Annotated in this window: 19 protein-coding genes and 1 tRNA gene; 10 read left to right on the top strand and 10 right to left on the bottom strand. The window is 71.5% G+C overall.

The features are described from left to right. Positions 1 to 10 precede the first annotated feature (10 nt). Positions 11 to 1,159, top strand: a complete 1,149-nt coding sequence (locus tag ACLBYG_RS09690; RefSeq protein WP_447681336.1) for an ABC transporter permease — start codon at positions 11 to 13, stop codon at positions 1,157 to 1,159. Between the two features lie 24 nt (positions 1,160 to 1,183). Here the strand turns inward: ACLBYG_RS09690 and ACLBYG_RS09685 are convergent, their stop codons facing one another. Together ACLBYG_RS09685 and ACLBYG_RS09680 are read right to left on the bottom strand one after the other, a co-directional pair. Further along, positions 1,184 to 3,400, bottom strand: coding sequence for a sensor histidine kinase (locus ACLBYG_RS09685; RefSeq protein WP_447681335.1), 2,217 nt, complete (start codon positions 3,398 to 3,400; stop codon positions 1,184 to 1,186). A gap of 55 nt (positions 3,401 to 3,455) precedes the next feature. After that, positions 3,456 to 3,797 (bottom strand): SelT/SelW/SelH family protein, encoded by a 342-nt coding sequence (locus tag ACLBYG_RS09680; protein ID WP_447681449.1) that lies wholly within the window; start codon positions 3,795 to 3,797, stop codon positions 3,456 to 3,458. 258 nt (positions 3,798 to 4,055) lie between these two features. Between ACLBYG_RS09680 and ACLBYG_RS09675 the strand changes: the two genes are divergently transcribed. Continuing rightward, positions 4,056 to 4,130 (top strand) — tRNA-Val (locus tag ACLBYG_RS09675). Between the two features lie 157 nt (positions 4,131 to 4,287). Then, positions 4,288 to 5,820 (top strand): acyl-CoA carboxylase subunit beta, encoded by a 1,533-nt coding sequence (locus tag ACLBYG_RS09670; protein ID WP_020091972.1) that lies wholly within the window; start codon positions 4,288 to 4,290, stop codon positions 5,818 to 5,820. Positions 5,821 to 5,858: 38 nt separating this feature from the next. Here ACLBYG_RS09670 and ACLBYG_RS09665 read toward each other — a convergent pair whose 3' ends face one another. The 3 genes from ACLBYG_RS09665 to ACLBYG_RS09655 all read right to left on the bottom strand — a co-directional run bounded on the left by ACLBYG_RS09665 (position 5,859) and on the right by ACLBYG_RS09655 (position 8,064). After that, positions 5,859 to 6,320, bottom strand: a complete 462-nt coding sequence (locus tag ACLBYG_RS09665; RefSeq protein ID WP_020091971.1) for a hypothetical protein — start codon at positions 6,318 to 6,320, stop codon at positions 5,859 to 5,861. 77 nt (positions 6,321 to 6,397) lie between these two features. Then, on the bottom strand, positions 6,398 to 6,952 hold the full coding sequence (locus ACLBYG_RS09660; RefSeq protein ID WP_091676961.1) for a tellurite resistance TerB family protein: 555 nt from the start codon (positions 6,950 to 6,952) through the stop codon (positions 6,398 to 6,400). A gap of 191 nt (positions 6,953 to 7,143) precedes the next feature. Continuing rightward, entirely contained in the window at positions 7,144 to 8,064 is a 921-nt protein-coding gene (locus ACLBYG_RS09655) for a metallophosphoesterase (RefSeq protein WP_447681334.1), read from the bottom strand. Positions 8,065 to 8,247: 183 nt separating this feature from the next. Between ACLBYG_RS09655 and hemC the strand changes: the two genes are divergently transcribed. Further along, positions 8,248 to 9,171 (top strand): hydroxymethylbilane synthase, encoded by a 924-nt coding sequence (hemC, locus tag ACLBYG_RS09650; protein WP_447681333.1) that lies wholly within the window; start codon positions 8,248 to 8,250, stop codon positions 9,169 to 9,171. A gap of 10 nt (positions 9,172 to 9,181) precedes the next feature. Next, a complete protein-coding gene (locus ACLBYG_RS09645) occupies positions 9,182 to 10,135 on the top strand; it encodes a PhzF family phenazine biosynthesis protein (RefSeq protein ID WP_447681332.1) in 954 nt (317 codons plus the stop codon). An 8-nt stretch (positions 10,136 to 10,143) separates the two neighbouring features. Here ACLBYG_RS09645 and ACLBYG_RS09640 read toward each other — a convergent pair whose 3' ends face one another. The 4 genes from ACLBYG_RS09640 to ACLBYG_RS09625 all read right to left on the bottom strand — a co-directional run bounded on the left by ACLBYG_RS09640 (position 10,144) and on the right by ACLBYG_RS09625 (position 14,407). Next, a complete protein-coding gene (locus tag ACLBYG_RS09640) occupies positions 10,144 to 10,272 on the bottom strand; it encodes a hypothetical protein (RefSeq protein WP_280141588.1) in 129 nt (42 codons plus the stop codon). A gap of 22 nt (positions 10,273 to 10,294) precedes the next feature. Then, the gene (locus ACLBYG_RS09635; protein WP_447681331.1) at positions 10,295 to 11,365 is read right to left on the bottom strand and encodes a phytoene/squalene synthase family protein; all 1,071 of its coding nucleotides are present in this window, start codon (positions 11,363 to 11,365) and stop codon (positions 10,295 to 10,297) included. Beyond that, positions 11,346 to 12,869, bottom strand: coding sequence for a phytoene desaturase (locus tag ACLBYG_RS09630; RefSeq protein ID WP_091976571.1), 1,524 nt, complete (start codon positions 12,867 to 12,869; stop codon positions 11,346 to 11,348). Before ACLBYG_RS09630 ends, ACLBYG_RS09635 begins: the two co-directional genes overlap by 20 nt. A 74-nt stretch (positions 12,870 to 12,943) precedes the next feature. Then, entirely contained in the window at positions 12,944 to 14,407 is a 1,464-nt protein-coding gene (locus ACLBYG_RS09625; protein WP_447681330.1) for a hypothetical protein, read from the bottom strand. Between the two features lie 321 nt (positions 14,408 to 14,728). Between ACLBYG_RS09625 and fcl the strand changes: the two genes are divergently transcribed. The 3 genes from fcl to ACLBYG_RS09610 all read left to right on the top strand — a co-directional run bounded on the left by fcl (position 14,729) and on the right by ACLBYG_RS09610 (position 17,502). Beyond that, on the top strand, positions 14,729 to 15,700 hold the full coding sequence (fcl, locus tag ACLBYG_RS09620; RefSeq protein ID WP_447681329.1) for a GDP-L-fucose synthase: 972 nt from the start codon (positions 14,729 to 14,731) through the stop codon (positions 15,698 to 15,700). A 77-nt stretch (positions 15,701 to 15,777) separates the two neighbouring features. Beyond that, entirely contained in the window at positions 15,778 to 16,800 is a 1,023-nt protein-coding gene (locus tag ACLBYG_RS09615; RefSeq protein WP_447681328.1) for an SGNH/GDSL hydrolase family protein, read from the top strand. Between the two features lie 3 nt (positions 16,801 to 16,803). After that, a complete protein-coding gene (locus tag ACLBYG_RS09610) occupies positions 16,804 to 17,502 on the top strand; it encodes a GDSL-type esterase/lipase family protein (protein WP_447681327.1) in 699 nt (232 codons plus the stop codon). Here the strand turns inward: ACLBYG_RS09610 and ilvD are convergent, their stop codons facing one another. Beyond that, on the bottom strand, positions 17,503 to 19,332 hold the full coding sequence (gene ilvD, locus ACLBYG_RS09605) for a dihydroxy-acid dehydratase (protein WP_331300025.1): 1,830 nt from the start codon (positions 19,330 to 19,332) through the stop codon (positions 17,503 to 17,505). 127 nt (positions 19,333 to 19,459) lie between these two features. Between ilvD and ade the strand changes: the two genes are divergently transcribed. Together ade and ACLBYG_RS09595 are read left to right on the top strand one after the other, a co-directional pair. Then, a complete protein-coding gene (gene ade / locus ACLBYG_RS09600; protein ID WP_447681326.1) occupies positions 19,460 to 21,181 on the top strand; it encodes an adenine deaminase in 1,722 nt (573 codons plus the stop codon). A gap of 85 nt (positions 21,182 to 21,266) precedes the next feature. Beyond that, entirely contained in the window at positions 21,267 to 21,692 is a 426-nt protein-coding gene (locus ACLBYG_RS09595) for an organic hydroperoxide resistance protein (protein ID WP_020091957.1), read from the top strand. Positions 21,693 to 21,702 lie beyond the last annotated feature (10 nt).

The raw sequence follows: 21,702 nt of genomic DNA, 5'->3' as shown, positions 1-21,702 counted from the left end.
CCGCCCCGCGATGACCGACGCGCTGCCCGCATCCGGACACTTCGTCGATCCGGCGCCTTTCGAGCCGGAGGCCCGGACCGAGAGCCCGGTCGCCACGGCCTCCGCGTGGCGGCTCATCCTCCGCAAGTTCCTGCGCCACCGCCTCGCCGTGGCCTCGGCCCTGATCCTGCTCGCGCTCTACGCGACCGTGCCGTTCGTCGAGCAGCTCGCGCCCTATGGACAGGCCCGCCGCAACGGCGACTTCCTCTACGCGCCGCCGCAGGGCGTGCACCTGTTCCACGAGGGCCGCTTCGTCGGGCCGTTCGTCTATCCCTACCGGGCCCATCTCGACCTCGACACGTTCCGCCGGGACTACAAGGTGGACGCCGCCGCCCCGCAGCCGCTGCGCTTCCTCTGCCGGGGCGACGGCTACGACTGGCTGGGGCTCGTCCGCACCGACCTGCACCTCGTCTGCCCGCCGGAGAACGGCACGCTGTTCCTCCTCGGCACCGACAAGCTCGGGCGTGACCTGTTCTCGCGCATGATCTACGGGGCCCGGATCTCCCTCACCATCGGCCTCGTGGGCGTCGCCATCTCGTTCGCGCTCGGGCTCTTCTTCGGCGGCATCGCGGGCTATTTCGGCGGCATCGTCGATGCCGGGGTGCAGCGGCTGATCGAGGTGGTGCGCTCCCTGCCGGAGCTGCCGCTCTGGCTCGCCCTGTCGGCGGCGCTGCCGCCGAACTGGAGCCCGCTGCTGATCTTCTTCGGCATCACGGTGATCCTCGGCCTGCTCGACTGGCCGGGGCTCGCGCGGGCGGTGCGCGGCAAGCTCCTGGCGCTGCGGGAGGAGGATTTCGTCCAGGCCGCCGAGCTGATGGGCGCCTCGCCGACCCGGGTGATCGGCCGTCACCTGATCCCGAACTTCATGAGCCACCTGATCGCGTCGGCGACGCTGTCGATCCCGACCATGATCCTCGGCGAGACCGCCCTGTCGTTCCTGGGCCTCGGACTCAGACCGCCGGTAACCAGCTGGGGCGTGCTGCTCAACGAGGCGCAGAATCTCGCGGCGGTGCAGCTCTACCCCTGGCTGCTCCTGCCGGTCCTGCCCGTGCTGGTGACGGTGCTCGCCTTCAACTTCATGGGCGACGGCCTGCGCGACGCTGCCGACCCGTACCACTGACGGGCGCCCGCCGCGCCGTGTGGCCTACCCGGCGAGCGGCAGCGGCGCGATCCGCGTCGGGGCGGCGACGCCCTTGCGCTCGAGGAGGCCCGGCGGCGGCACCGGGGCGTCGATGGTGCAGACCACGCCGGTCGGCTCGTAGCTCAGCACCACCTCGCCGGCGAGCTCGCGCGCCAGACTGCGCTCGATCAGGCGCGAGCCGAATCCGGTCCGCGTCGGCTTCTTCACCGGCGGGCCGCCGCGCTCGGACCAGCGGAGCGAGAGCTGCATCTCGTCCAGGCGCCGCACCGTCCAGGCGATCTCGACCGTGCCGCCCTCGGTCGAGAGCGCGCCGTACTTCACGGCGTTCGTGCCGAGCTCGTGCAGGGCCATGGCGATGGACAGCGCGAGCCGCGGCGGCAGCCGCAGGGCCGGTCCCTGAACCTGGAACCGCGAGGCCCGGCCGTCGCCGGCCTCCAGCGGCCGGATCGCGTCCGCCACGACGGCGGAGAGTTCCGCCCCCTCCCAGCTCTCCCGGGTCAGCACGTCGTGCACCCGCGCCAGGGCGAGGAGGCGCGCCTCGAAGGCGGCGCGCGCCGCGTCGGCCTCGGCGCCTTCCAGCCCGCGCAGCGACTGGGCCGCGATCGACTGCACCGTCGCCAGGGTGTTCTTCACCCGGTGGTTCAACTCGTGGATCAGGAGCAGGAGGTGCTCCTCGGCGTTCTTCGTGTCGGTGATGTCGATGTTGCAGCCGGTGTAGCCCAGGAAGTTCTGGGCGTCGTCGAGCCGCGGCACGCCCTCGCACTGGAGCCAGCGCACCGCGCCCGTCCGGTCGATCACCCGCGCCTCCGTGCGGAACGGGATCCGGGCCTCGAACGCCTCCGTGAAGGCGCTGCGGAAATTCTCCAGGTCGTCGGGATGCACGATCTGGTGCCAGCCGTCGTCGTTGAACCGTGCGGCCGGCAGCCCGAACAGGTGCTCGAAATGGAGGTTGGCGAAGCTGACCGCGCCGGTCTCGTCGGTCATCCAGATCAGGGCCGGCGCCGAATCGGCCATGTGCCGGAAGCGCGCCTCGGACTCGCTCAGGGCGCTCAGGCCGCGCTTTGTCTCGGCGAGCGCCCGGTCGCGCTCCTCCTCCCGGGTGCGCAGCCGGAGAGACGCCTCCGACAGCACGACGCCGAGCCGCTGGATCTCGTGGACCGGCGACGACACGCGCGGGATCGCCTCGCCCCGGGCCAGGGCAGGCCCCGAAGCGGCCAGCAGCCGGAGGGGGCGCGAGACCCGCGACCAGAGGTTCACCGCCAGGAGCGACGAGGTGGCCAGCACCAGCAGGCCGAAGCCCGCGAAGGCCCAGATCCAGCGCCGCACCCGCGCGTCGACGAGGGCCTGCGGGATGCTGGTCGCGACCATCCAGCCGGTGAGCCGCGAGCGCGCCTCGATCACCACCACCGGCTTGTGCTGGCGATCCTGGCCCTCCCAGACCCCGGGCGTCGACGACTGCACCTGGCGGAGGCTGGCGAGGCGCTGCTTGCCGACCACCGCCTCGGGATCGGGCAGGCGCGCCAGGACGATGCCCGCCCTGTCGCTGATCCCCGTCGTCCAGCCCGGGACGACCTCCCGGGACAGGATGCCCTGCAGGCGCGACAGGGGGACGGTGAAGCTCAGGATATAGCCGACCTCGCCGTCGACCATCACGGGCACGCCAACCGCGTAGGTGGCCTCGCTCGGCGTCGGGCCCGGCACGTAGCCGCTCACCATGGCGCGCTGCGTCCCGCGGGCCAGATCCTGGTCGAAGGGTAGCGTCACGACCGGCATCGGCGCACCGCGCGGCACGCCGGTATTCACCATCTCCTGCCCGTTGGGCCGGCGCAGGAGCACGTCCAGGTCGATCGATTCGCGGACGAGGCGCGCCTGGGCGTCGAACGCCTCGAAGTCGCCCTGCCGGATCCGCGGTGAGGTCGCCAGAGTCTGCAGCACCGACACGAGACCGGCGGTGTCGCGGTCCAGGGACAGGCCGATGCCGCGCACGTTCTCGCGGGCGTCCTGCTCGAACCGTGCCCGCTCGGCGGAGGCGTAGCGCATCAGCAGGATGCTGGTGAACAGCAGGCCGGGGCCGATCAGCGCGATCACCAGCGCGATCAGGTAGACCTGGGTCGAGAAGCCGTTTCGCCCGAAGCGGTGCAGCCGCCGCGACAGCCAGGAACGGCGCGCGGGAATCACCGCGGGGACGCCCGCGCCCTCGGCGTGATGGTCCGGACTCAAGCGGGGTCCGTCCCCGGCCCGCGGTGCCACGCGGGCTCGTCGCCGTTCCCTCGCCTCATGACCGGTCGATATGACCGAGATCGCGTGTCGGGTCGAGGTGGTCGCGCACGCGCTGCTTCAGCGCTCTCACGTCTGGGAAACCGCCGTCGCGCACCCGTTCCCACAGGAGCACCCCGTCCAGTTGGATGTTGAAAGCGCCCCCCGTGGCCGGGACGAGGGCGACCTCGCCCAGATCATCGCGAAACGTCGAGAGGAGTTCCTGCGCCATCCAGGCGGAGCGCAGCAGCCAGTTGCATTGGGTGCAGTACGTGATCGCGACGCGCGGCCGTCCTGGCCTCGCCGCGCCCTCCACCGTCACGTCGCTGCCGGGCTTCGCGCCCGCTGGCCCATCGTGCATGCCCGCACAGCGCACCGGGCCGGCGCCCTTGTCAACCTCACGCGCGCGCACGTCGGCGTGCCCCGGGCCGGCGACGGCGGCGCTCAGCCGAGTGCGGTGCATATCTGGACGCCTGCTCGAACGCTCGTCCGGCTGTCGGCCAACATCGCCGGCCGCGCTTGACGTCGCGGCCCGCCGCGCTCTAGAAGGCCCGCCACCGGGTCGCGGCGCCCCCACGGGCGAGCGGCGATGGCGTGCGCTCAGGCGGCACGCCGGTACGGACGGTTAGCACAGCGGTAGTGCGTTCCCTTCACACGGGAAAGGTCGCAGGTTCGATCCCTGCACCGTCCACCATCATCCCCTATCCCCCGAAGGTCTGATCCCGCGGCTCCCCGCGTCGGTTTGCCACCCGAAAAGCGCGTGCTAAGGGCGCTCGATCGGTGAACGCATAAGCTTGGACCCGGCCCGATCCGGGTCGCAGGTCACAGGCAGGGGAAGGGCGGGAACAGCCATGAAGGACATCCTCGACAAGCTCGAAGAGCGGCGGGCGCAGGCCCGGCTCGGCGGCGGTGAGAAGCGCGTCGAGGCCCAGCACAAGCGCGGCAAGCTGACGGCGCGCGAGCGCATCGAACTCCTCCTCGACCACGGGTCGTTCGAGGAGTTCGACATGTTCGTGCAGCACCGCTCCACCGATTTCGGCATGGAGAAGCAGAAGATCCCCGGCGACGGCGTCGTGACCGGCTGGGGCACGATCAACGGCCGCACGGTCTTCCTCTTCTCGAAGGACTTCACGGTATTCGGCGGCTCGCTGTCCGAGGCGCATGCCCAGAAGATCGTGAAGGTTCAGGACATGGCGCTGAAGATGCGCGCCCCGATCATCGGTATCTTCGACGCCGGCGGCGCGCGCATCCAAGAGGGCGTCGCGGCGCTCGGCGGCTACGGCGAGGTGTTCCGCCGCAACGTCATGGCCTCGGGCGTCATCCCGCAGATCTCGGTGATCATGGGTCCCTGCGCGGGCGGCGACGTCTACTCGCCGGCCATGACCGACTTCATCTTCATGGTTCGCGACACGAGCTACATGTTCGTGACCGGCCCCGACGTGGTGAAGACCGTCACCAACGAGGTCGTGACCGCCGAGGAACTCGGCGGCGCCAAGGTCCACACCACCAAGTCGTCGATCGCCGACGGGTCCTTCGAGAACGACGTCGAGGCGATCCTCCAGATCCGCCGCCTCCTCGACTTCCTCCCGGCGAACAACATCGACGGCGTGCCGGAGCTCGAGAGCTTCGACGACGTCAACCGGATCGACGCGTCCCTCGACACGCTGATCCCCGACAACCCGAACAAGCCCTACGACATGGGCGAGCTGATCCGCCGCGTGGTGGACGAGGGCGACTTCTTCGAGATCCAGTCCGCCTACGCGCGCAACATCATCACCGGGTTCGGCCGGATCGAGGGCCGGACCGTCGGCTTCGTGGCCAACCAGCCGCTGGTGCTCGCGGGCGTGCTCGATTCGGACGCCTCGCGGAAGGCCGCGCGCTTCGTGCGCTACTGCGACGCCTTCGGCATCCCGATCGTCACCTTCGTGGACGTGCCGGGCTTCCTGCCGGGCACGGCGCAGGAATACGGCGGCCTGATCAAGCACGGCGCCAAGCTGCTCTTCGCCTACTCGCAGGCGACGGTGCCGCTGGTCACGATCATCACCCGCAAGGCCTTCGGCGGCGCCTACGACGTCATGGCGTCGAAGCACGTCGGCGCGGACGTGAACTACGCGTGGCCGACGGCGCAGATCGCCGTGATGGGCGCGAAGGGCGCGGTCGAGATCATCTTCCGCAGCGAGATCGGCGACCCGGAGAAGATCGCGGCGCGCACCGGCGAGTACGAGGACCGGTTCCTCTCGCCCTTCGTGGCGGCCGAGCGCGGCTACATCGACGAGGTGATCATGCCGCACTCGACCCGCCGCCGGATCGCCAAGGCCCTCGGGATGCTCCGCACCAAGAAGATGGAGCAGCCCTGGAAGAAGCACGACAACATCCCGCTCTGAGGCGGGCGCACGGGCCGGCGGCCGCGCCGCCGCCGGTCTCAGCTGCGGTTGCTGTTCTCGATCACCGCGCACAGCGTCAGCGGGCCCTTGTCGGGCGACACCATCGCCGAGCAGGTGACCCGCGCCCCGCCGAGATCGACGTTGCTGTGCCTGAGCTTCGTGGCCGTCGCCTGGGCTCGGTGCGCGGCCTCGGTGATCACGGCGGCGTCGATGCCGGTCACCGCGTGCCCGGCCTGCCCGAACAGGTCGTAGTAGCGGTCGGGCGGGTTCGCCCCGCGAAACTGCGCGCCCACAGACGACAGGTCTGGCCCGCCGCAGGCCAGCGTCAGGGTCATGTCCGGACCGGCCGTGAAGCTCGCGTAGTCGCTCCGGCGCTCGGCCGTCTTGGCCGCCGTCTCGGCCGTGACCTTGTCGACGAGCGCGTCGCAGGACTGTGCCCGGACGGGGCCGGCGCCGGCCGAGAGGGCGGTGAAGACGAGGAGAGGCAGGAGCGCGCGCATGCCCGCGAGGTAGCGCGGCGGTCCGGAAAGGCGAGCGGCGCGGCGTTCCGGCGCGCCGCGCCTCACCCCGATGCGGATCAGGCGGATTCGCCTCGTCCCCTGACCAGGACGGGTCCCTCGCCGACGAGGAGGCGCCGCTTGAGGCGGGCGATGCCCTCCCGCTGTAACTCGCTGGGCGGGGAATGCGCGCTGGCCACCTGGGTCAGCATCGCGATCAGCTCGCCCCGCTCGGACACCGTCAGCGCGTCGCGCAGCAGCGGCGCCAGGGCGTCGGCGACCTGCGAGAACGGGAGACGCGCCTGCGTGTAGCCCCAGGCCCTCTCGAAGGTGGCCGAGATCCGATCCACCTCGAGCGGACGCTCCATGTATTCGAGGATCCGCGTCTTCTCGCTGGCGGTGAGGGGGCTGCCGGTCCGGACCAGCTGGATCATCAGGATCACCGCCGCCAGGCGCGGGTCGCGGACACGCTGCAACGGCGTCCCCACGAGGTTCTGGAAGGTCGAGACGGCGCGACGCTGAAGCCCCTTCGTGTCCCGGTTGACCTCCTGCAGGCCCTTGACGGTCCCGTGCGTCCGCAAGATCCAGAACAGTCCCGCGACGATGATCCCGATGAGGCCGAGCAGGATCGGCATGAGCGTCCCCAGATCGAATCGACGCGGGACGCTCTCACGCACATCTCGGTGTGTCAAACCCGCGTCAGTGCCTGCGAATGACCGCTGTGACTTGCGGGGTCGCGCGCGCAGGCGACACATCCATTGTGCGCGGCCTGGATCTACTTCACCGATGCGGCGACCGCCGGCATCCGCGTGACGCGCTCGCGCGCTCAGCTTGCGGTCGCGGACGCGTCCGACGTGCCGAGCTCGAGGAGGACGATCTCCGGCGGGACGCCCATCCGCACCGGGATCCGGCTCATCCCGAAACCGCCCGAGACGATCATGTGGCGGCCGTCCTGAACGATGTGGCCGTAGGAGTAATCGTGGCCGCGCACCTTCCGGATGGCGGGGGCGTGGCCGAACAGCCGGACCTGGCCGCCATGGGTGTGGCCGGCGAGGGTCAGCGAGACGCGGTCGGGCACGGAGACGAAGATGTCGGGTTCGTGGGCCATCAGGATCACGGGCGCCGAGTCCGTGACCGCTCGCAGCGTTCGCGGCAGGTCGGCCAGGCTGAACGTGCCCCACGCGTTGAGGAACGGCAGCTGGTCGCCGAGCCCGGCCAGCCAGAACGGCCGCCCGTCCTTCACGAGGCGCACAGCCTGATTCTCCAGGACCGGGATGCCCTGCGCCTCCAGCAGGCGCCGCACCGCCGGAACGCCGCGGCCGGCCCGCTGGACGGCGTGGTCGTCCCACCAATCGTGGTTGCCGAGGATCGCGTGCGTGCCGAGGGGCGCCTTCAGCTCGGTCATCATCCGGGCGAACTGGTCGAGCGGCAGCTTGCGCCACGCGATGCGCCCGGCCGGGTAGTCGCCGAGCAGCAGGACCAGATCGGGCGCGAGGGCATTGGTGGCCGCGACGATCTCCGCCACCCGGTCGAACGGCATGTACGGCTCGCAGATGTGGAAATCCGCCAGCACCGCCACCCGCAGGCGCAGCGCCGGATCCCAGCGCGGCAGGGACGGCGCGTAGGACGTGACCACGAGCCGGTGCAGCGGCTCGACGTCGAAGGCGTAGACGCCCGTCGCGGCGGTGAGGCCGGCGCCCACGCCGAGCCCGGTCAGGAAATGCCGGCGGCTCGGCATGATCAGCATCGCGATAAGACCTGTAGGCTCCAGAACCCGCCGGGGTCCCGCTAGGCGCGCAGTCCGGCGAAAGCGGGGCGGGCCGCCTTCACGGCCGCGAGACCCTGGCCCGAAACCGATTGACGGAATGTGGCCTGCCGCCGCGCTCGGTCTATAAGGCAGTGTCTCGTCCAGCGAAGCGATCCGGAACAGATGTTGAACCGCCCCCTGCGCATCGGCACCCGCGGCTCTCCGATGGCGCTCGCGCAGACCGGGATGGTGCGGGACCGGATCGTGGCGGCCAATCCGGGCCTCGAGACCGAACTGGTGGTCGTGACCACCGTGGCCGACAAGATCCTGGACCGGCCCCTGTCCGAGATCGGCGGCAAGGGCCTGTTCACCAAGGAGCTGGAACAGGCCTTGTTCGCTGGCGAGGTCGACGTCGCCGTGCATTCGATGAAGGACGTGGAGACCTGGCTCCCCGACGGCCTCACCATCGCCTGCATCCTCGCGCGCGACGACCCGCGGGACGCGTTCCTGTCGCCGCACGCCGACGGATTGGCGGGGCTGCCGGCCGGCGCTCGGGTCGGGACCTCGTCGCTCCGCCGCGGCGCGCAGGTGCTGATGCGGCGGCCCGATCTCCGAGTGGTCCCGCTGCGGGGCAACGCCAACACCCGGATGCGCAAGCTCGAGGCCGGCGAGTGCGACGCGACGCTCCTCGCCATCGCGGGCCTGGAGCGCCTCGGCCTGGAGAGCATGGCGCGGAGCGTCCTGTCGGTCGAGGAGATGCTGCCGGCCGTGGCGCAGGGCGCCCTGGGCATCGAGTGCCGCTCGGACGACGCGGCGATCCGCGACCTCCTGGCGCCCATCGCCTGCGCGCGGACCACCATCGCGGTCTCGGCCGAGCGGGCGCTGCTCGCGGAACTCGACGGGTCCTGCCGGACGCCCATCGCCGCCCTCGCGCAGATCGACGGGGACACTCTGCGGATCGACGGGCTGCTCTTCCTGCCCGACGGCAGCCGCCACTGGGCGGCGTCCCGGCAGGGGCCCGTCGCGGAGGCGGAGCGGATCGGCCGTGAGGCGGGCGCGGCCCTCAAGACGGCGGCCGGCGACACCTATACCCGCCACCTCCAGTGAGGGCCGGCCGATGCCCCGCGTGACTGTGGTCGACGTCTTCACGCACGCCGGCACGGGCGGCAATCCCTGTCCCGTCGTCTCCGACGCGCGGGCCCTCGACGCGGAGGCCATGCGGGGCGTCGCCCGGCGGTACGGCCACGAATCGGGCTTCGCGCTGCCGGCCGATGACCCGGCCCACGATCTGCACCTCCGCTTCTTCGTGCCGAACCACGAGATGGAGATGTGCGCCCACGCCACGATCGGCGTCCTGTGGGTGCTCGCCCGCGAGGGGCGCCTCCCGGAGGGGTCGGTCCGCATCGCCACCGGCAGCGGTTCCGTAACGGGGTTCGTCAGCCCGCGCGGCGCGGATGCTTGGAGCGTCGCGATCACGCAGTCGGTCGGCCGCGTGCGGCCCCTGGCGGACGAGCAGAGCGCCGCAGCCCAAGCGGCGCTCGGAATCGGGCGCGACGCCCTCGCTGCGCGGCCGGTCCACAACGCTGTGACGTCCCGGATCAAGACGCTCGTGCCGATGCGCGACGCGGCGGCGCTGAACGCCCTCGCGCCCGCCAGCGATGCCGTCGAGGCTGCCTGCACGCGGATCGGGTCGACCGGGCTCTACCCCTACGCCGTGCTCGACGGCCCGGCCCGGCTGTTCGAGGCGCGGCAGTTTCCCCGCGCCTCCGGCTATCCCGAGGACGCCGCCACGGGCATCGCGGCCGCCGCCCTGGCCTTCGGGCTGTTGCAGGACGGCCTCATCGAGCCGGACGACCGTCCGATCCGGATCCTGCAGGGTCGGGCTATGGGCCGCCTGTCCGAGATCCGGGTGCGGCTCGGCTTCGTGGACGGCCGCCCGGTCGGGTGCCTGCTGGAGGGCGACGTCGCGCTCGCCGAATCCGCCGACCGCGTGATCGCGACGGATGAGGGCGGCCGGATCGCGGGGGAGCGGCTCACCCCGCCGTCACGGCTCGGAGGCCGCCGTCGGTAACCGTGGCCTCAATCCACCTTGCCGTCCCGGTCGCGGCGGATGCTGCGGCGGACCGCGATGAGCTGCCAGACCCCGACACCCAGCGCCAGGGCGAAGACGAGTCCGATATCGAGGGCGGCGAATAGCCCGTCGCGCACCGATGAGCCTCCGCCGCGTCGATCAGGACGGTGCGGAGCGGCCGAACGCCTCGCGCTCGCGCATCCGCTCGATCAGGTCGAGGACGTGCACGACCCGGCCGCCGACGTCCCACCAGGGCCGCAGCGCCGGGCGCGCGCGCATCGGCAGGACCGGCTCGGCCGCCACGGCCTCGATCAGGAACGCCGTCTCGGGAAGCGGGGCCGCGCCGAGGCCGGCCGCGTCCGAGGGCGTTCGGATCGCGCGGACGATCAGGGCGAGCTTCCGCGCCGTCGTGACCCGGGCGCGGTGGCGGACCGAATCGTAGCCCTGCGCCGCGACGACCCGGCCGATCTCGGCGTAGATCAGCCCCGCCGCCCGGATCGAGGGCCGGCAGCCGCGCGGCAGCACCGCGATGCCCGCCTCGGCGCGCGCGTAGAGGCTGTCCGCCTCGGCGAGGAGGCGGGCCACCACGCCGGCCAGGGCCGCGCTCGGCCGCGGACCGGCGAGGAACGCGTCCGGATCGAGCCCCGCCTCCCGCATCCAGTCCAGCGGCAGGTAGAGGCGGCCCATCCGCGCGTCCTCGCCGACGTCGCGCGCGATGTTGGTGAGCTGCATCGCGGCGCCGAGATCGCAGGCGCGGGCCAGCGCGTCGGGACAGCGGGTCCCCATGATCAGGGCCATCATCGCCCCGACCGAGCCCGCGACCCGGGCAGCGTAGGCGTGGAGCGCCCCGAGATCGGCGTAGCGCCGGCCCTCGGCGTCCCAGGCGAAGCCTTCGATCAGCGCGCGCGGCAGCGCTTCCGGGATCGCGTGGGCCGCGACGATCTCCGCGAAGGCGCGGTCCGCCGGGGCGTCGGCGGGACGGCCCGCGTAGGCCTGGCCGATTCGGGCCTCGAGGCGCGCCACGGCGCCGCGCCGGTCGGCCGGGCTCGCCGCATCGTCGACGAGATCGTCGGACAGCCGGCAGAAGGCGTAGAGGCCGTAAGCCGCCTCGCGCATGTCGGCCGGCAGCAGCTGGCCGGCCGCGAAGAAGCTCTTCGAGCCGGCCCGGATCGCCAACCGGCAGGCGGTCCGGTCGGCCGCGGCGGCGAATTCAGGCGGTAACGCGGGCATCGGGGACCACGCTGTCGAGGATGCGGGCGGAGGACAGCACCCCGGGGAGGCCGGCCCCCGGATGCGTGCCGGCCCCAACGAGGTAGAGGTTGCGGACTGCGCTCGACCGGTTGTGCGGACGGAACCAGGCCGATTGCGTCAGCACCGGCTCCAGGCCGAATCCGGAGCCCCGGTAGCTCAGGAAATCGTCCTGGAAATCCAGCGGCGTCGTCACCTTCGAGGTCACGATGGCCTCCGACAGGCCGGGCATCACGCTCGCCTCGAGCAGGGCGGCGATCCGGCGCCGGTACGGTTCGGCGAGGGTCTGCCAATCCTGGCCGCCGGCGAGGTTCGGCACCGGGGCCAGCACGTAGAAGGCGTCGCATCCCGGTGGGGCGAGGCTCGGATCGGTGGCGGTCGGACGGTGCAGGTAGAGGCTCGCGTCCTCGGCCAGCACCTTGCGGTCGAAGATGTCGGCGAGCAGGCCGCGGTATCGGGGCCCGAGCAGGATCGTGTGATGATCCACCGCCGGGTAGCGCCGCTTGGTGCCGAAGTACCAGACGAACAGTCCCATCGACGAGCGGGCTCGCTGGAACCGCCCCGGGCTCCAGCGCTGCGCCTCCGGAAGCAGGCGCGCGTGCGTCACGGCCGAATCGGCGTTGGACACCACGACGTCGGCCGCGATCGTCTCGCCGCCGGTCAGGTCGACGCCGGTGGCCGCCCCCGCCTCGACCCGGATGCGCGCGACCTCGACGCCGAGGCGCAGGCGGCCGCCCTGCGACCGGATCAGCCGCACCAGCCCGTCGACCAGCTGCCCCGTACCGCCCATCGCGAAGTGAACGCCCCAGCGCCGCTCGAGGTCGGCGATCAGGCAGTAGATGGCGCTGGCCCGGAACGGGTTGCCGCCGATCAGGAGCGGATGGAAGCTGAAGACCGTGCGCAGCCGCTCGTCGCGGATGAAGCGCGCCACCACGTCGTGCACCGAGCGGTGTCCCGAGAGGCGCAGCAGATCGGGCGCGATCTTGAGCATCGCGCCGACACTGCCGAACGGCACGTGTCCGAGCTGCTCGAACCCGATCCGGCAGACGGCGCGGCTGTGCGCCATGAAGCGCTCGTACCCCGCGACGTCGTCCGGCGCGAAGCGGGCCACCTCGGCGCGCATCCGGTCCACGTCGCCGCTGTAGGCGAAGGACGTGCCGTCGGCGAAGCGGATCCGGTAGAACGGATCCATCGGCACCAGCGTCACGTCGTCGGCGAGCCTGCGGCCGGCGAGCTGCCACAACTCCTCGAAGAGCTGGGGCGCGGTGACGATGGTCGGACCGGCGTCGAAGGTGAAGCCGTCCTGCCGGTGGACGCGGGCCCGTCCCCCGGGCTGCGCGAGGCGCTCCAGCACGGTGACCCGATAGCCGCGCGCGCCCAGCCGGACCGCCGCGGCGAGGCCGCCGAAGCCCGAGCCGACCACGACGGCGTGCGGGCGCCGATCGATCTCTTGCGCAACCCGATGGTCGACCGCGAGTGTCAGCATTGCTTGACACTATCGCGGTCCTTTCCCGCCGCGCAAGGACGAAATCATGCGCGTCCCTGGCGGCGATGGTCGCGTCAGAACTCGCCCGCGAGGCCGGCGCGGACACCGACGGCGTTGTCGCCGCCGTAGGCCACGCCCGCGGTCACCGCGATCGGGACGCAGCAGGTCGGCAACCGGTGCGCCACCGCGAGGCCGCCCGCCCACTCGCCCCGGTAGGTCGCCCCGTTGGTGGCCCAGGTCGTCTTGCCCGGCGCCGACGGCATCGGCGCGGTCGCCATCGCGATGGCCATGGCGACGCCCTGCCGGGCCTCCTTGCGGGTCTGGATGGCGTAGCGCTGGACCGAGTCGGTCTTGGCTTCCAGGTTGTTGACCTGCGCCTGCACCGAATCGATCCGGTTACCGAGGCCGGCGATCGTCGACGGTCCGTAGGCCGAGGCCGCGAGGTTGCCGTTCGCGTCCGTGGTCACGAAGGCCGTCGCTCCGCTCTGCGCGGCGGCGCTCGCCTGCGAGGCGATGCCGGCGAGCCTGTAGGTGTTCGCGGAATTGCCGATCGCGACCTGGTTGGCCTGGGTCGTCTTCACGTTCGCACCGATCGCGATCGTGTTGGCCTGGTTGGCGGCCGCCCCGTTGCCGAGCGCGACGCTGTTGTTGCCGGCCGCCGAGGCGGCCGCACCGACGGCGGTGGATCCGGTCCCGGTCGCGCCGGCGACGAAGCCCAGGGCGGTGCTGCCGGCTCCGGACGCCGCGGAGGCCGTGCCGATCGCCGTTCCGCCGAGGCCCTGCGCGCTGGCCGCGTAGCCGAGGGCGACGCTGCCGGTGTTGGCGGCGCTGGCGCCCGTGCCGACCGCGGTCGAGGCCGTCCCGGCCGCGCTCGAACCGTAGCCCACCGCCAGCGCGTCGCTGCCGACGGCGATCGGCGCGGCCTGGTTGCTGGTGTTGTTGGCGGCGACGCCCGTAACGCTCGTGAGCTGCGAGAGCCTCAGTTCGTTGATGACGGTCTGCCCCTGGGACTGCGTCACGTTGCCGGTGATGATGTAGATGCCCTGATTGGACCCGCCACCGGTACCACCACCGGTTCCGCCTCCGCCGGTCCCACCCCCGCCGGTGCCGCCGCATGTGCCGCAGCCGCCCGTTCCGGTCCCTCCCGCGGTTCCCAGGGTGAGACCGGTGCCGAGCAGCCCGTCTCCCGGACCGGTCGTGCCGACGAGCACGCCGGTCCCGAGCACACCCCCGCTGGTGGTTCCTACGTTGAGGCCGGTCCCCAGCACGCCGGTGCCGGGATCTGTGGTACCGACCGTGACGCCCGTGCCGAGAAGCCCGCCATTGGTCGTCCCGACATTGAGGCCGGTTCCGAGCACACCGCTGCCGGGGCTGCTCGTGCCGATCGTGAGCCCGGTGCCGAGGATGCCATTCGAAGTTGTATCCAAGGCGCCGCGCAGGAGCTGCGCCTGAGCGGGCGTCGCCAGGGCCGTGCAGAGCAGGAGCCCGGCCGCGATCGGGATCGCGCGGGCGGCGCCCGGACGGAGGACAGCGATCATCGCAGTCCGCGGCATAACCGGGACGACGGTCAAGGGACGCATCTGGAACTCCATTGCTGCGCGGCCGGGGAGCGATTCCGATCCGGCCCTGCAACCCGTTGGTCGGCAAGCAGGAACGAGATGCAGCTTCTGGTAGAATGATTAACGCTAACTTTCAGTTGTATTTGGTTTCGCCGTTTCCCGTACAATGACGCGGTTCGCGGAGGCCGGCGCGCGCGCCGTCGCCCGCCTCAGAAAACGCGTGTTTGCGCGGCGATATCGCGCCGCAAAGGGGCTATAGGGGCTTGGAAATCCGAGCTTTCGGCAGGGAACGGACGCGTGATGGACGGTCGAGGTCAGACCATTTTCGTGGCGGGCCATCGCGGCATGGTGGGCTCGGCGATCGTGCGTCGCCTGCGTGAGCTCGGTCACGAGCGGATCCTCACGGCCGACCGCCGGACCCTCGACCTCCTCGATCAGGCCGCGGTCCGGCGCTTCTTCGCCGGGAACCGCATCGACCAGGTCTACCTCGCCGCCGCGCGCGTCGGCGGCATCCACGCCAACAACACCTACCCGGCCGAGTTCATCCACGAGAACCTGCTGATCCAGTCGAACCTGATCGACGCCGCGCACACGCACGGCGTCGACCGGCTGCTGTTCCTGGGCTCGTCCTGCATCTACCCGAAGCTCGCGCCCCAGCCGATGCGCGAGGACGCCCTGCTGACCGGGCTGCTCGAGCCGACCAACGAGCCCTACGCGATCGCCAAGATCGCGGGGATCAAGATGTGCGAGAGCTACAACCGCCAGTACGGGCGCCGCTATCGCAGCGTGATGCCGACCAACCTCTACGGCCCGAACGACAACTTCCATCCCGAGAACGCCCACGTGCTGCCGGCGCTGATGCGCCGCTTCCACGAGGCGAAGCGGGAGGGTCTGGCGAAGGTCACGGTCTGGGGCACCGGCCGCGCCATGCGCGAGTTCCTGCACGTCGACGACATGGCGCGGGCCAGCGTCTACGTGATGGAGATGGACGACGCGGTCTACGCCGCGAACACGCGCCCCGACCTCTCGCACATCAACGTCGGGACGGGTGAGGATTGCACCATCCGTCAGCTCGCCGAGGCGCTCGCGCGGGTGATCGGCTACGGGGGGGAGCTGGCGTTCGACGCGACCAAGCCGGACGGCACGCCGCGCAAGCTGATGGACGTGTCGCGGCTGCGGGCGATGGGCTGGCGGCCGGAGATCGCCCTCGAGGACGGCCTGCGCCAGACCTACGGCTGGTTCCTGGAGAACCACGCGACGCTGCGGAGCTGACCGGGCCCGCCGTCGCGCCGCCCGGCTCACCGACCATCGCACAGCCACCGGGCATCCGCCCGGCGAGGAGACGGACCATGGCGCACCGGCCGCCCGACGACAGCGCGGACGCGCGACGGCGGAAGTTCCTGCAGAGCTTCCAGAACTTCGACGCGAACAGCCGGTTTCCCGCGCCCTACGCGCAGTTCGCCGGGAAGCCGCTGACCGAGGCGTCCGGTCAGGGCTGGCGCTACGACGCCCTCGGGTATCGCAACGACGCGCACGCGGACGCGCGGCCGCCCTCCGAGACGCTGCGGGTCTTCGTCGTCGGCGACAGCACGCTGATCGACGGCCAGGTCTTCGCCGACACCGTGCCCGGACGCCTGGAGACCGGGCTGAAGCAGGCGCACGGGCCCGGCGCGCGGGTCTACAATTTCGGCGCGGTCTCGGCCTGTCTCAACCAGATGATCGCCCTGATCACGACGCGGCTGATGGACCTGCAGCCCGACGTCATCCTGGTGGTCGGCGGCGCGACCGACATCTTCCAGCCGTGGAGCTTCGATCCGCGGGCCGGCGTTCCCTACAATCACTTCGCGAACGAGAGCCTCTACGACTACTTCTTCGACCCGAGGAAATCCGCCGAGGACGCGGAGGACCTGTCGTATGACGGCCTGCAGGCGATGATCTTCAATCGCCTCGAGAACCTGCGCGCGCTGACGAACTGGCAGTCCGACATCTGGGAATGGGAGGTGGTGCGGCAGTTCGAGCTGGCGCTCAGGCGCCTCGCGCGGCTCGCGCCCGGGATCGGCGCGCCGGTCCGGTTCCTCCTGCAGCCGACGGTCGTCCGCAAGGGGGCGCTCGCGGGCGCGGAGGCCGGCGCCGCGTCCGGCGCGTTCCTCGCCTATCTCGACCGCCAGTACGAGCGCTTCGAGAGTGTCCTCGGGCGGCTGGACACGGCCGACCGGTCTTTCGCGGCGCGGGATCTGAGCCGGCTGTTCGAGGCCGACGCCCGCGCCCTGTTCACCGACATCGTCCACGTGACTTCGGAGGGGCGCCAAGTGATGGCCGACCGTCTCCAGGCGGAGGTGGTCGAGACGGTCGGGGCGGCGACGGCCGCCTGAGCCATGGCCGAACCGATCGTCTTCGTGGGCGACTCAATCACGGAGCTCTGGGGCTTCCACCGGGCCGGCACTTTCGAGGCCTACGACCTCATCCCCCGTGGCGGCTCCGGGCAGACGGCGCGCTGGATCACCATGCGGTTCGCCCGCGACCTCGCGGAGACCGGCGCCCGGGGCGTGCATCTCCTGTGCGGCGTCAACGATATCGGCCGCAACGAGGGTGTCTTCGTCCCGGTCGAGGAGATCTGCCGCACGCTCGCCGGCATGCTCGACGAGGCCCGTGCCCTGGGCGTGAAGGCCTGGATCGGCTCGCTCACGCCGGTGGACGGCATCCCGTGGAATCCGGAGGTGCGGGACGCCCCCGCCATGATCGCGGCGGTCAACGCGTGGCTCCGGGTTCACGCCCACGAGCACGGCGCGACGTTCATCGATTACCACGCCGTGCTGGTGTCCGAGACCGGCGGACTCCGGCCGGATTACGGGACGGACGGGCTCCACCTGAGCCCGGCCGGATACGCGGCGATCGAGCCGTTGATGCTCTGGGCGCTGGGGCGCATCCCGGATGCCCCATCCGCCCCTGCCCTGTCGGTGAGGAATGCGCCCGCGAAGGCGACGCGGTCCGTCCGCGCACGCCTCATCGGCGTCGCGGTGGCGGCGGCGGCCCTGCTGGCCGCCATCGCCGCCCTGGTCCTCGAGCTCCGCTGATCAGACCCGGCGCACCGCGCCGTGCGCCGCGCTCGTTGTGAGCATGGCGTAGGCGCGCAGGGCCGCGCTCACCTTCCGCTTGCGCGGCTTCGCCGGCTGCCAGCCCGCCGCCTCCTGAGCGGCCCGCCGCTGGTCGAGCTCCGCCGTCTCGACATCGAGGTGGATGCGCCGGTTCGGGATGTCGATGGCGATCCGGTCGCCGTCCCGCACGAGGCCGATGAGGCCGCCCTCGGCCGCCTCGGGCGAGACGTGCCCGATGGACAGGCCCGACGACCCGCCGGAGAATCGTCCGTCGGTGACGAGCGCGCAGGCCTTACCCAGTCCCTTCGATTTCAGGTAGCTCGTCGGGTACAGCATCTCCTGCATGCCGGGGCCGCCGCGGGGGCCCTCGTAGCGGATCAGCACCACCTCGCCGGCCGTGACCTTGCCGTTGAGGATGCCGTCGACGGCCGCGTCCTGGCTCTCGAACACGCGGGCGGTGCCCGTGAAGGTCAGGATCGAGGCGTCGACGCCCGCGGTCTTCACGATGCAGCCCTGCTCGGCGAGATTGCCGTAGAGCACGGCGAGGCCGCCATCCTGCGAGTAGGCGTGCGCCGCGTCGCGGATGACGCCGCCCTCCCGGTCGAGGTCGAGCGCGTCGAAGCGCGATTCCTGGCTGAACGCCACCTGGGTCGGCACGCCGCCCGGGGCCGCGCGGTAGAAGGTCTGGACCGAGGCGGCCGGTTCGCCGCGCACGTCCCAGCGGGCGAGCGCCCCGCCGAGCGTCCCAGCCGAGACGTTGCCGACGCCGGTGTCGATCAGGCCGGCCCGGTCGAGCTCGCCCAGGATCCCCATGATGCCGCCCGCCCGGTGGACGTCCTCCATGTGGACGTTGGCCACCGCCGGGGCGACCTTGCACAGCACCGGCACCCGCCGGGACAGCCGGTCGATATCGGCCATGGTGAAGGGCACCTCGCCCTCGTGGGCGGCGGCCAGCAGGTGCAGCACCGTGTTGGTCGAGCCGCCCATGGCGATGTCGAGGGTCATGGCGTTCTCGAACGCCTGGAAGCTCGCGACCGCGCGCGGCAGCACGCTGGCGTCGTCCTGCTCGTAGTGGCGGCGGGCCAGATCGACGATCAGGTGGCCGGCCTCGACGAAGAGGCGCTTGCGGTCGGCGTGGGTGGCGAGCACCGAGCCGTTGCCCGGCAGGGCCAACCCGAGGGCCTCGGTGAGGCAGTTCATCGAGTTCGCCGTGAACATGCCCGAGCAGGAGCCGCAGGTCGGGCAGGCGGAGCGCTCGATGACGGCGACGTCCTCGTCGGAGATCCGGTCGTCGGCCGCCGCGATCATCGCGTCGACGAGGTCGACCTTCCTGGCGATGCCCGGCAGCTGCACCTTGCCGGCCTCCATCGGGCCGCCCGAGACGAAGACGGTCGGGATGTTGAGGCGCAGCGTCGCCATCAGCATGCCGGGGGTGATCTTGTCGCAGTTCGAGATGCACACCATCGCGTCGGCGCAGTGCGCGTTGACCATATACTCGACGGAATCGGCGATCAGCTCGCGGGACGGCAGCGAGTACAGCATCCCATCGTGGCCCATCGCGATCCCGTCATCGACCGCGATGGTGTTGAACTCCTTGGCGACGCCGCCGGCCGCCTCGATCTCCCGGGCGACGAGCTGGCCGAGGTCCTTGAGGTGAACGTGGCCCGGCACGAACTGCGTGAAAGAGTTCACCACCGCGATGATCGGCTTGCCGAAATCCGAATCCTTCATGCCGGTGGCGCGCCAGAGGCCGCGGGCACCGGCCATGTTGCGGCCGTGGGTGGTGGTGCGTGAGCGATAGGCAGGCATCGAGAGCTTCGACTGGTTCAAAGGTGAAGGGCTTCTGCGCCCGCGCCCGCGCATCCGCAAGCGTCGCCGGGAAACCGGCACCCGTGGCATGCTTCTGGCGGATGGCAGGCGGGAGGGGCGGATCGCGATGACACAGGTGGATTACCTCCGGCGCGCGATCGCGCAGGGTCAGGGCCGGGTTGAGGCCGATCTGGTCCTGAAGGGCGGCCGCTTCCTCGACCTCGTCACCGGCGATCTGGTGGCCTCCGACATCGCGATCTGCGGCGACCGGATCGTCGGGACCTTCGGAGCGTATAGCGGCACCCGGGAGATCGACGTGTCCGGCAAGGTCGTGGTGCCGGGCTTCATCGACACGCATTTCCACGTCGAGTCGTCGCTGATGCCGCCGCAGGAATACGAGCGGTGCGTCCTGCCGCACGGCGTCACCACCGGGATCTGCGACCCGCACGAGATGGCCAACGTGCTCGGCACCGACGCCTTCACGTGGTTCCTCAAATCCTCCGAGACGCTGGCGATGGATCTGCGGGTGCAGCTCTCGTCCTGCGTGCCGGCCACCGACCACCTGGAGACCTCGGGCGCCCGGATCGAGGCGCAGGATCTCCTGCCCTTCGCGACGCACCCGAAGGTGATCGGCCTCGCCGAGTTCATGAACTTCCCGGGTGTTCTGGCGGGCGACCCGGGCGTGCTGGACAAGCTCGCGGCCTTCCAGGGGCGGCACATCGACGGGCACGCGCCGCTTCTGCGCGGCCTCGGCCTCAACGGCTACATCGCGGCGGGCATCCGCACCGAGCACGAGGCGACGTCGCCCGAGGAGGCCCGCGAGAAGCTGTCGAAGGGCATGACCGTGCTGATCCGCGAGGGCTCGGTGTGCAAGGACCTGCACGCCCTCGCGCCGATCCTGACCGAGCGGACGGCGCCGTTCCTGGCCTTCTGCACGGACGACCGGAATCCCCTCGACATCGCCGAGGAGGGGCACCTCGACTTCGTCATCCGCACGGCCATCGCCCTCGGCGTGCCGCCGCTGGCCGCCTATCGGGCGGCCTCCTGGTCGGCGGCCCGGGCCTTCGGGCTGCACGACCGGGGCCTCGTCGCGCCCGGCCAGCGCGCCGACCTCGCGGTGCTCGACGATCTCGCCGCCTGTGCCGTGTCGCAAGTCCTCAGCGCGGGCCGGCCGGTGGACGCGGCGCTCTTCGACGCGCGCGCGTCGATCGAGCCGATCGGCCGCCGGAGCGTGCGGGCGCGGCACGTGACGGCCGCCGACTTCGCCGCTCCGGGCTCCGGGCCGTCGACGCCGGTGATCGGCGTCGTGCCCGGCAAGATCATCACCCTGCGGCACGACCTGACCCTGCCCTATTCCGGCGGCGAGCGCCGGATCGACCTCGACCAGGACGTCATCAAGGTCGCGGTGGTCGAGCGCCACGGCCGGACACAGCCGGGCGCGCGCGGCGTCGGGGTCGCGTTCGTGAAGGGATTCGGCCTCAAATGCGGCGCCATCGCCTCGTCGGTCGGGCACGACAGCCACAACATCACGGTGGTCGGGGCGGACGATGCCGACATGGCCGTGGCAGTGAACCGGCTCGGCGCGATCGAGGGTGGCTTCGTGGTGGTCGAGGGCGGCCGTGTGCTGGCCGAGATCGCGCTGCCTGTCGCCGGGCTCATGAGTCTCATGCCGTTCGACGCGATCCGCCGGTCGCTCGTAACCTTGCGCGACGCGGCGCGAAGCCTAGGGGTCGTCCTCCCGGAACCCTTCCTGCAGGTGGCCTTCCTGCCCCTGCCGGTGATCCCCCACCTGAAGATCACCGATCGAGGGCTCGTCGATGTCGACCGCTTCGCGCTGATCGATCCTTGAAATTAGATTGCGCGCAATCTAAATGGGCTGTGCGGAGGCGAGTCGGCGCCTACATGCCGGCGGCATCCCCAAACCGGAGAGTCCCATGCCCGTAGACGTGAAGTACCGTACCACCGCCACGGCCACCGGCGGCCGCGACGGCGCCGCCCGGACTGCCGACGGCAGCTTCGAGGTCAAGCTCTCGACCCCGAAGGAGCTCGGCGGCGCGGGCGGTCCGGGCGCGAACCCGGAGCAGCTCTTCGCGTCCGGCTACTCGGCCTGCTTCCTCGGCGCCATGAAGGCCGTCGCGCCGTCGCTGCAGCTGAAGGTCCCGGCCGAGACCACTGTCACCGCCGACGTCGGCATCGGCCCGCGTTCCGAGGGCGGCTTCGGCATCACCGCCGACCTGACCATCAGCCTCCCGGGCCTGGACCGCGCCGACGCGCAGAAGCTCGTCGACGCCGCCCATCAGGTCTGCCCGTACTCCAACGCCACCCGCGGCAACGTCAACGTCGGCCTGAAGCTGGCCTGATCCTGCCCGG

This window comes from Methylobacterium sp. D53M (assembly GCF_053345625.1).
Note: the sequence above shows the minus strand (reverse complement) of the source record. Positions and strands in the feature narration are given on the sequence as shown.

Coding starts and splice junctions, on each gene's coding strand:
- fcl (WP_447681329.1), top strand. CDS start 14,729: ATGGACGGTCGAGGTCAGACCATTTTCGTGGCGGGCCATCGCGGCATG.
- ACLBYG_RS09655 (WP_447681334.1), bottom strand. CDS start 8,064: ATGCTGATCATGCCGAGCCGCCGGCATTTCCTGACCGGGCTCGGCGTG.
- ACLBYG_RS09635 (WP_447681331.1), bottom strand. CDS start 11,365: ATGCCCGCGTTACCGCCTGAATTCGCCGCCGCGGCCGACCGGACCGCC.
- ACLBYG_RS09610 (WP_447681327.1), top strand. CDS start 16,804: ATGGCCGAACCGATCGTCTTCGTGGGCGACTCAATCACGGAGCTCTGG.
- hemC (WP_447681333.1), top strand. CDS start 8,248: ATGTTGAACCGCCCCCTGCGCATCGGCACCCGCGGCTCTCCGATGGCG.
- ACLBYG_RS09645 (WP_447681332.1), top strand. CDS start 9,182: ATGCCCCGCGTGACTGTGGTCGACGTCTTCACGCACGCCGGCACGGGC.
- ACLBYG_RS09670 (WP_020091972.1), top strand. CDS start 4,288: ATGAAGGACATCCTCGACAAGCTCGAAGAGCGGCGGGCGCAGGCCCGG.
- ACLBYG_RS09625 (WP_447681330.1), bottom strand. CDS start 14,407: ATGATCGCTGTCCTCCGTCCGGGCGCCGCCCGCGCGATCCCGATCGCG.
- ACLBYG_RS09630 (WP_091976571.1), bottom strand. CDS start 12,869: ATGCTGACACTCGCGGTCGACCATCGGGTTGCGCAAGAGATCGATCGG.
- ACLBYG_RS09690 (WP_447681336.1), top strand. CDS start 11: ATGACCGACGCGCTGCCCGCATCCGGACACTTCGTCGATCCGGCGCCT.
- ACLBYG_RS09660 (WP_091676961.1), bottom strand. CDS start 6,952: ATGCCGATCCTGCTCGGCCTCATCGGGATCATCGTCGCGGGACTGTTC.
- ACLBYG_RS09615 (WP_447681328.1), top strand. CDS start 15,778: ATGGCGCACCGGCCGCCCGACGACAGCGCGGACGCGCGACGGCGGAAG.
- ACLBYG_RS09595 (WP_020091957.1), top strand. CDS start 21,267: ATGCCCGTAGACGTGAAGTACCGTACCACCGCCACGGCCACCGGCGGC.
- ilvD (WP_331300025.1), bottom strand. CDS start 19,332: ATGCCTGCCTATCGCTCACGCACCACCACCCACGGCCGCAACATGGCC.
- ACLBYG_RS09680 (WP_447681449.1), bottom strand. CDS start 3,797: ATGCACGATGGGCCAGCGGGCGCGAAGCCCGGCAGCGACGTGACGGTG.
- ade (WP_447681326.1), top strand. CDS start 19,460: ATGACACAGGTGGATTACCTCCGGCGCGCGATCGCGCAGGGTCAGGGC.
- ACLBYG_RS09665 (WP_020091971.1), bottom strand. CDS start 6,320: ATGCGCGCGCTCCTGCCTCTCCTCGTCTTCACCGCCCTCTCGGCCGGC.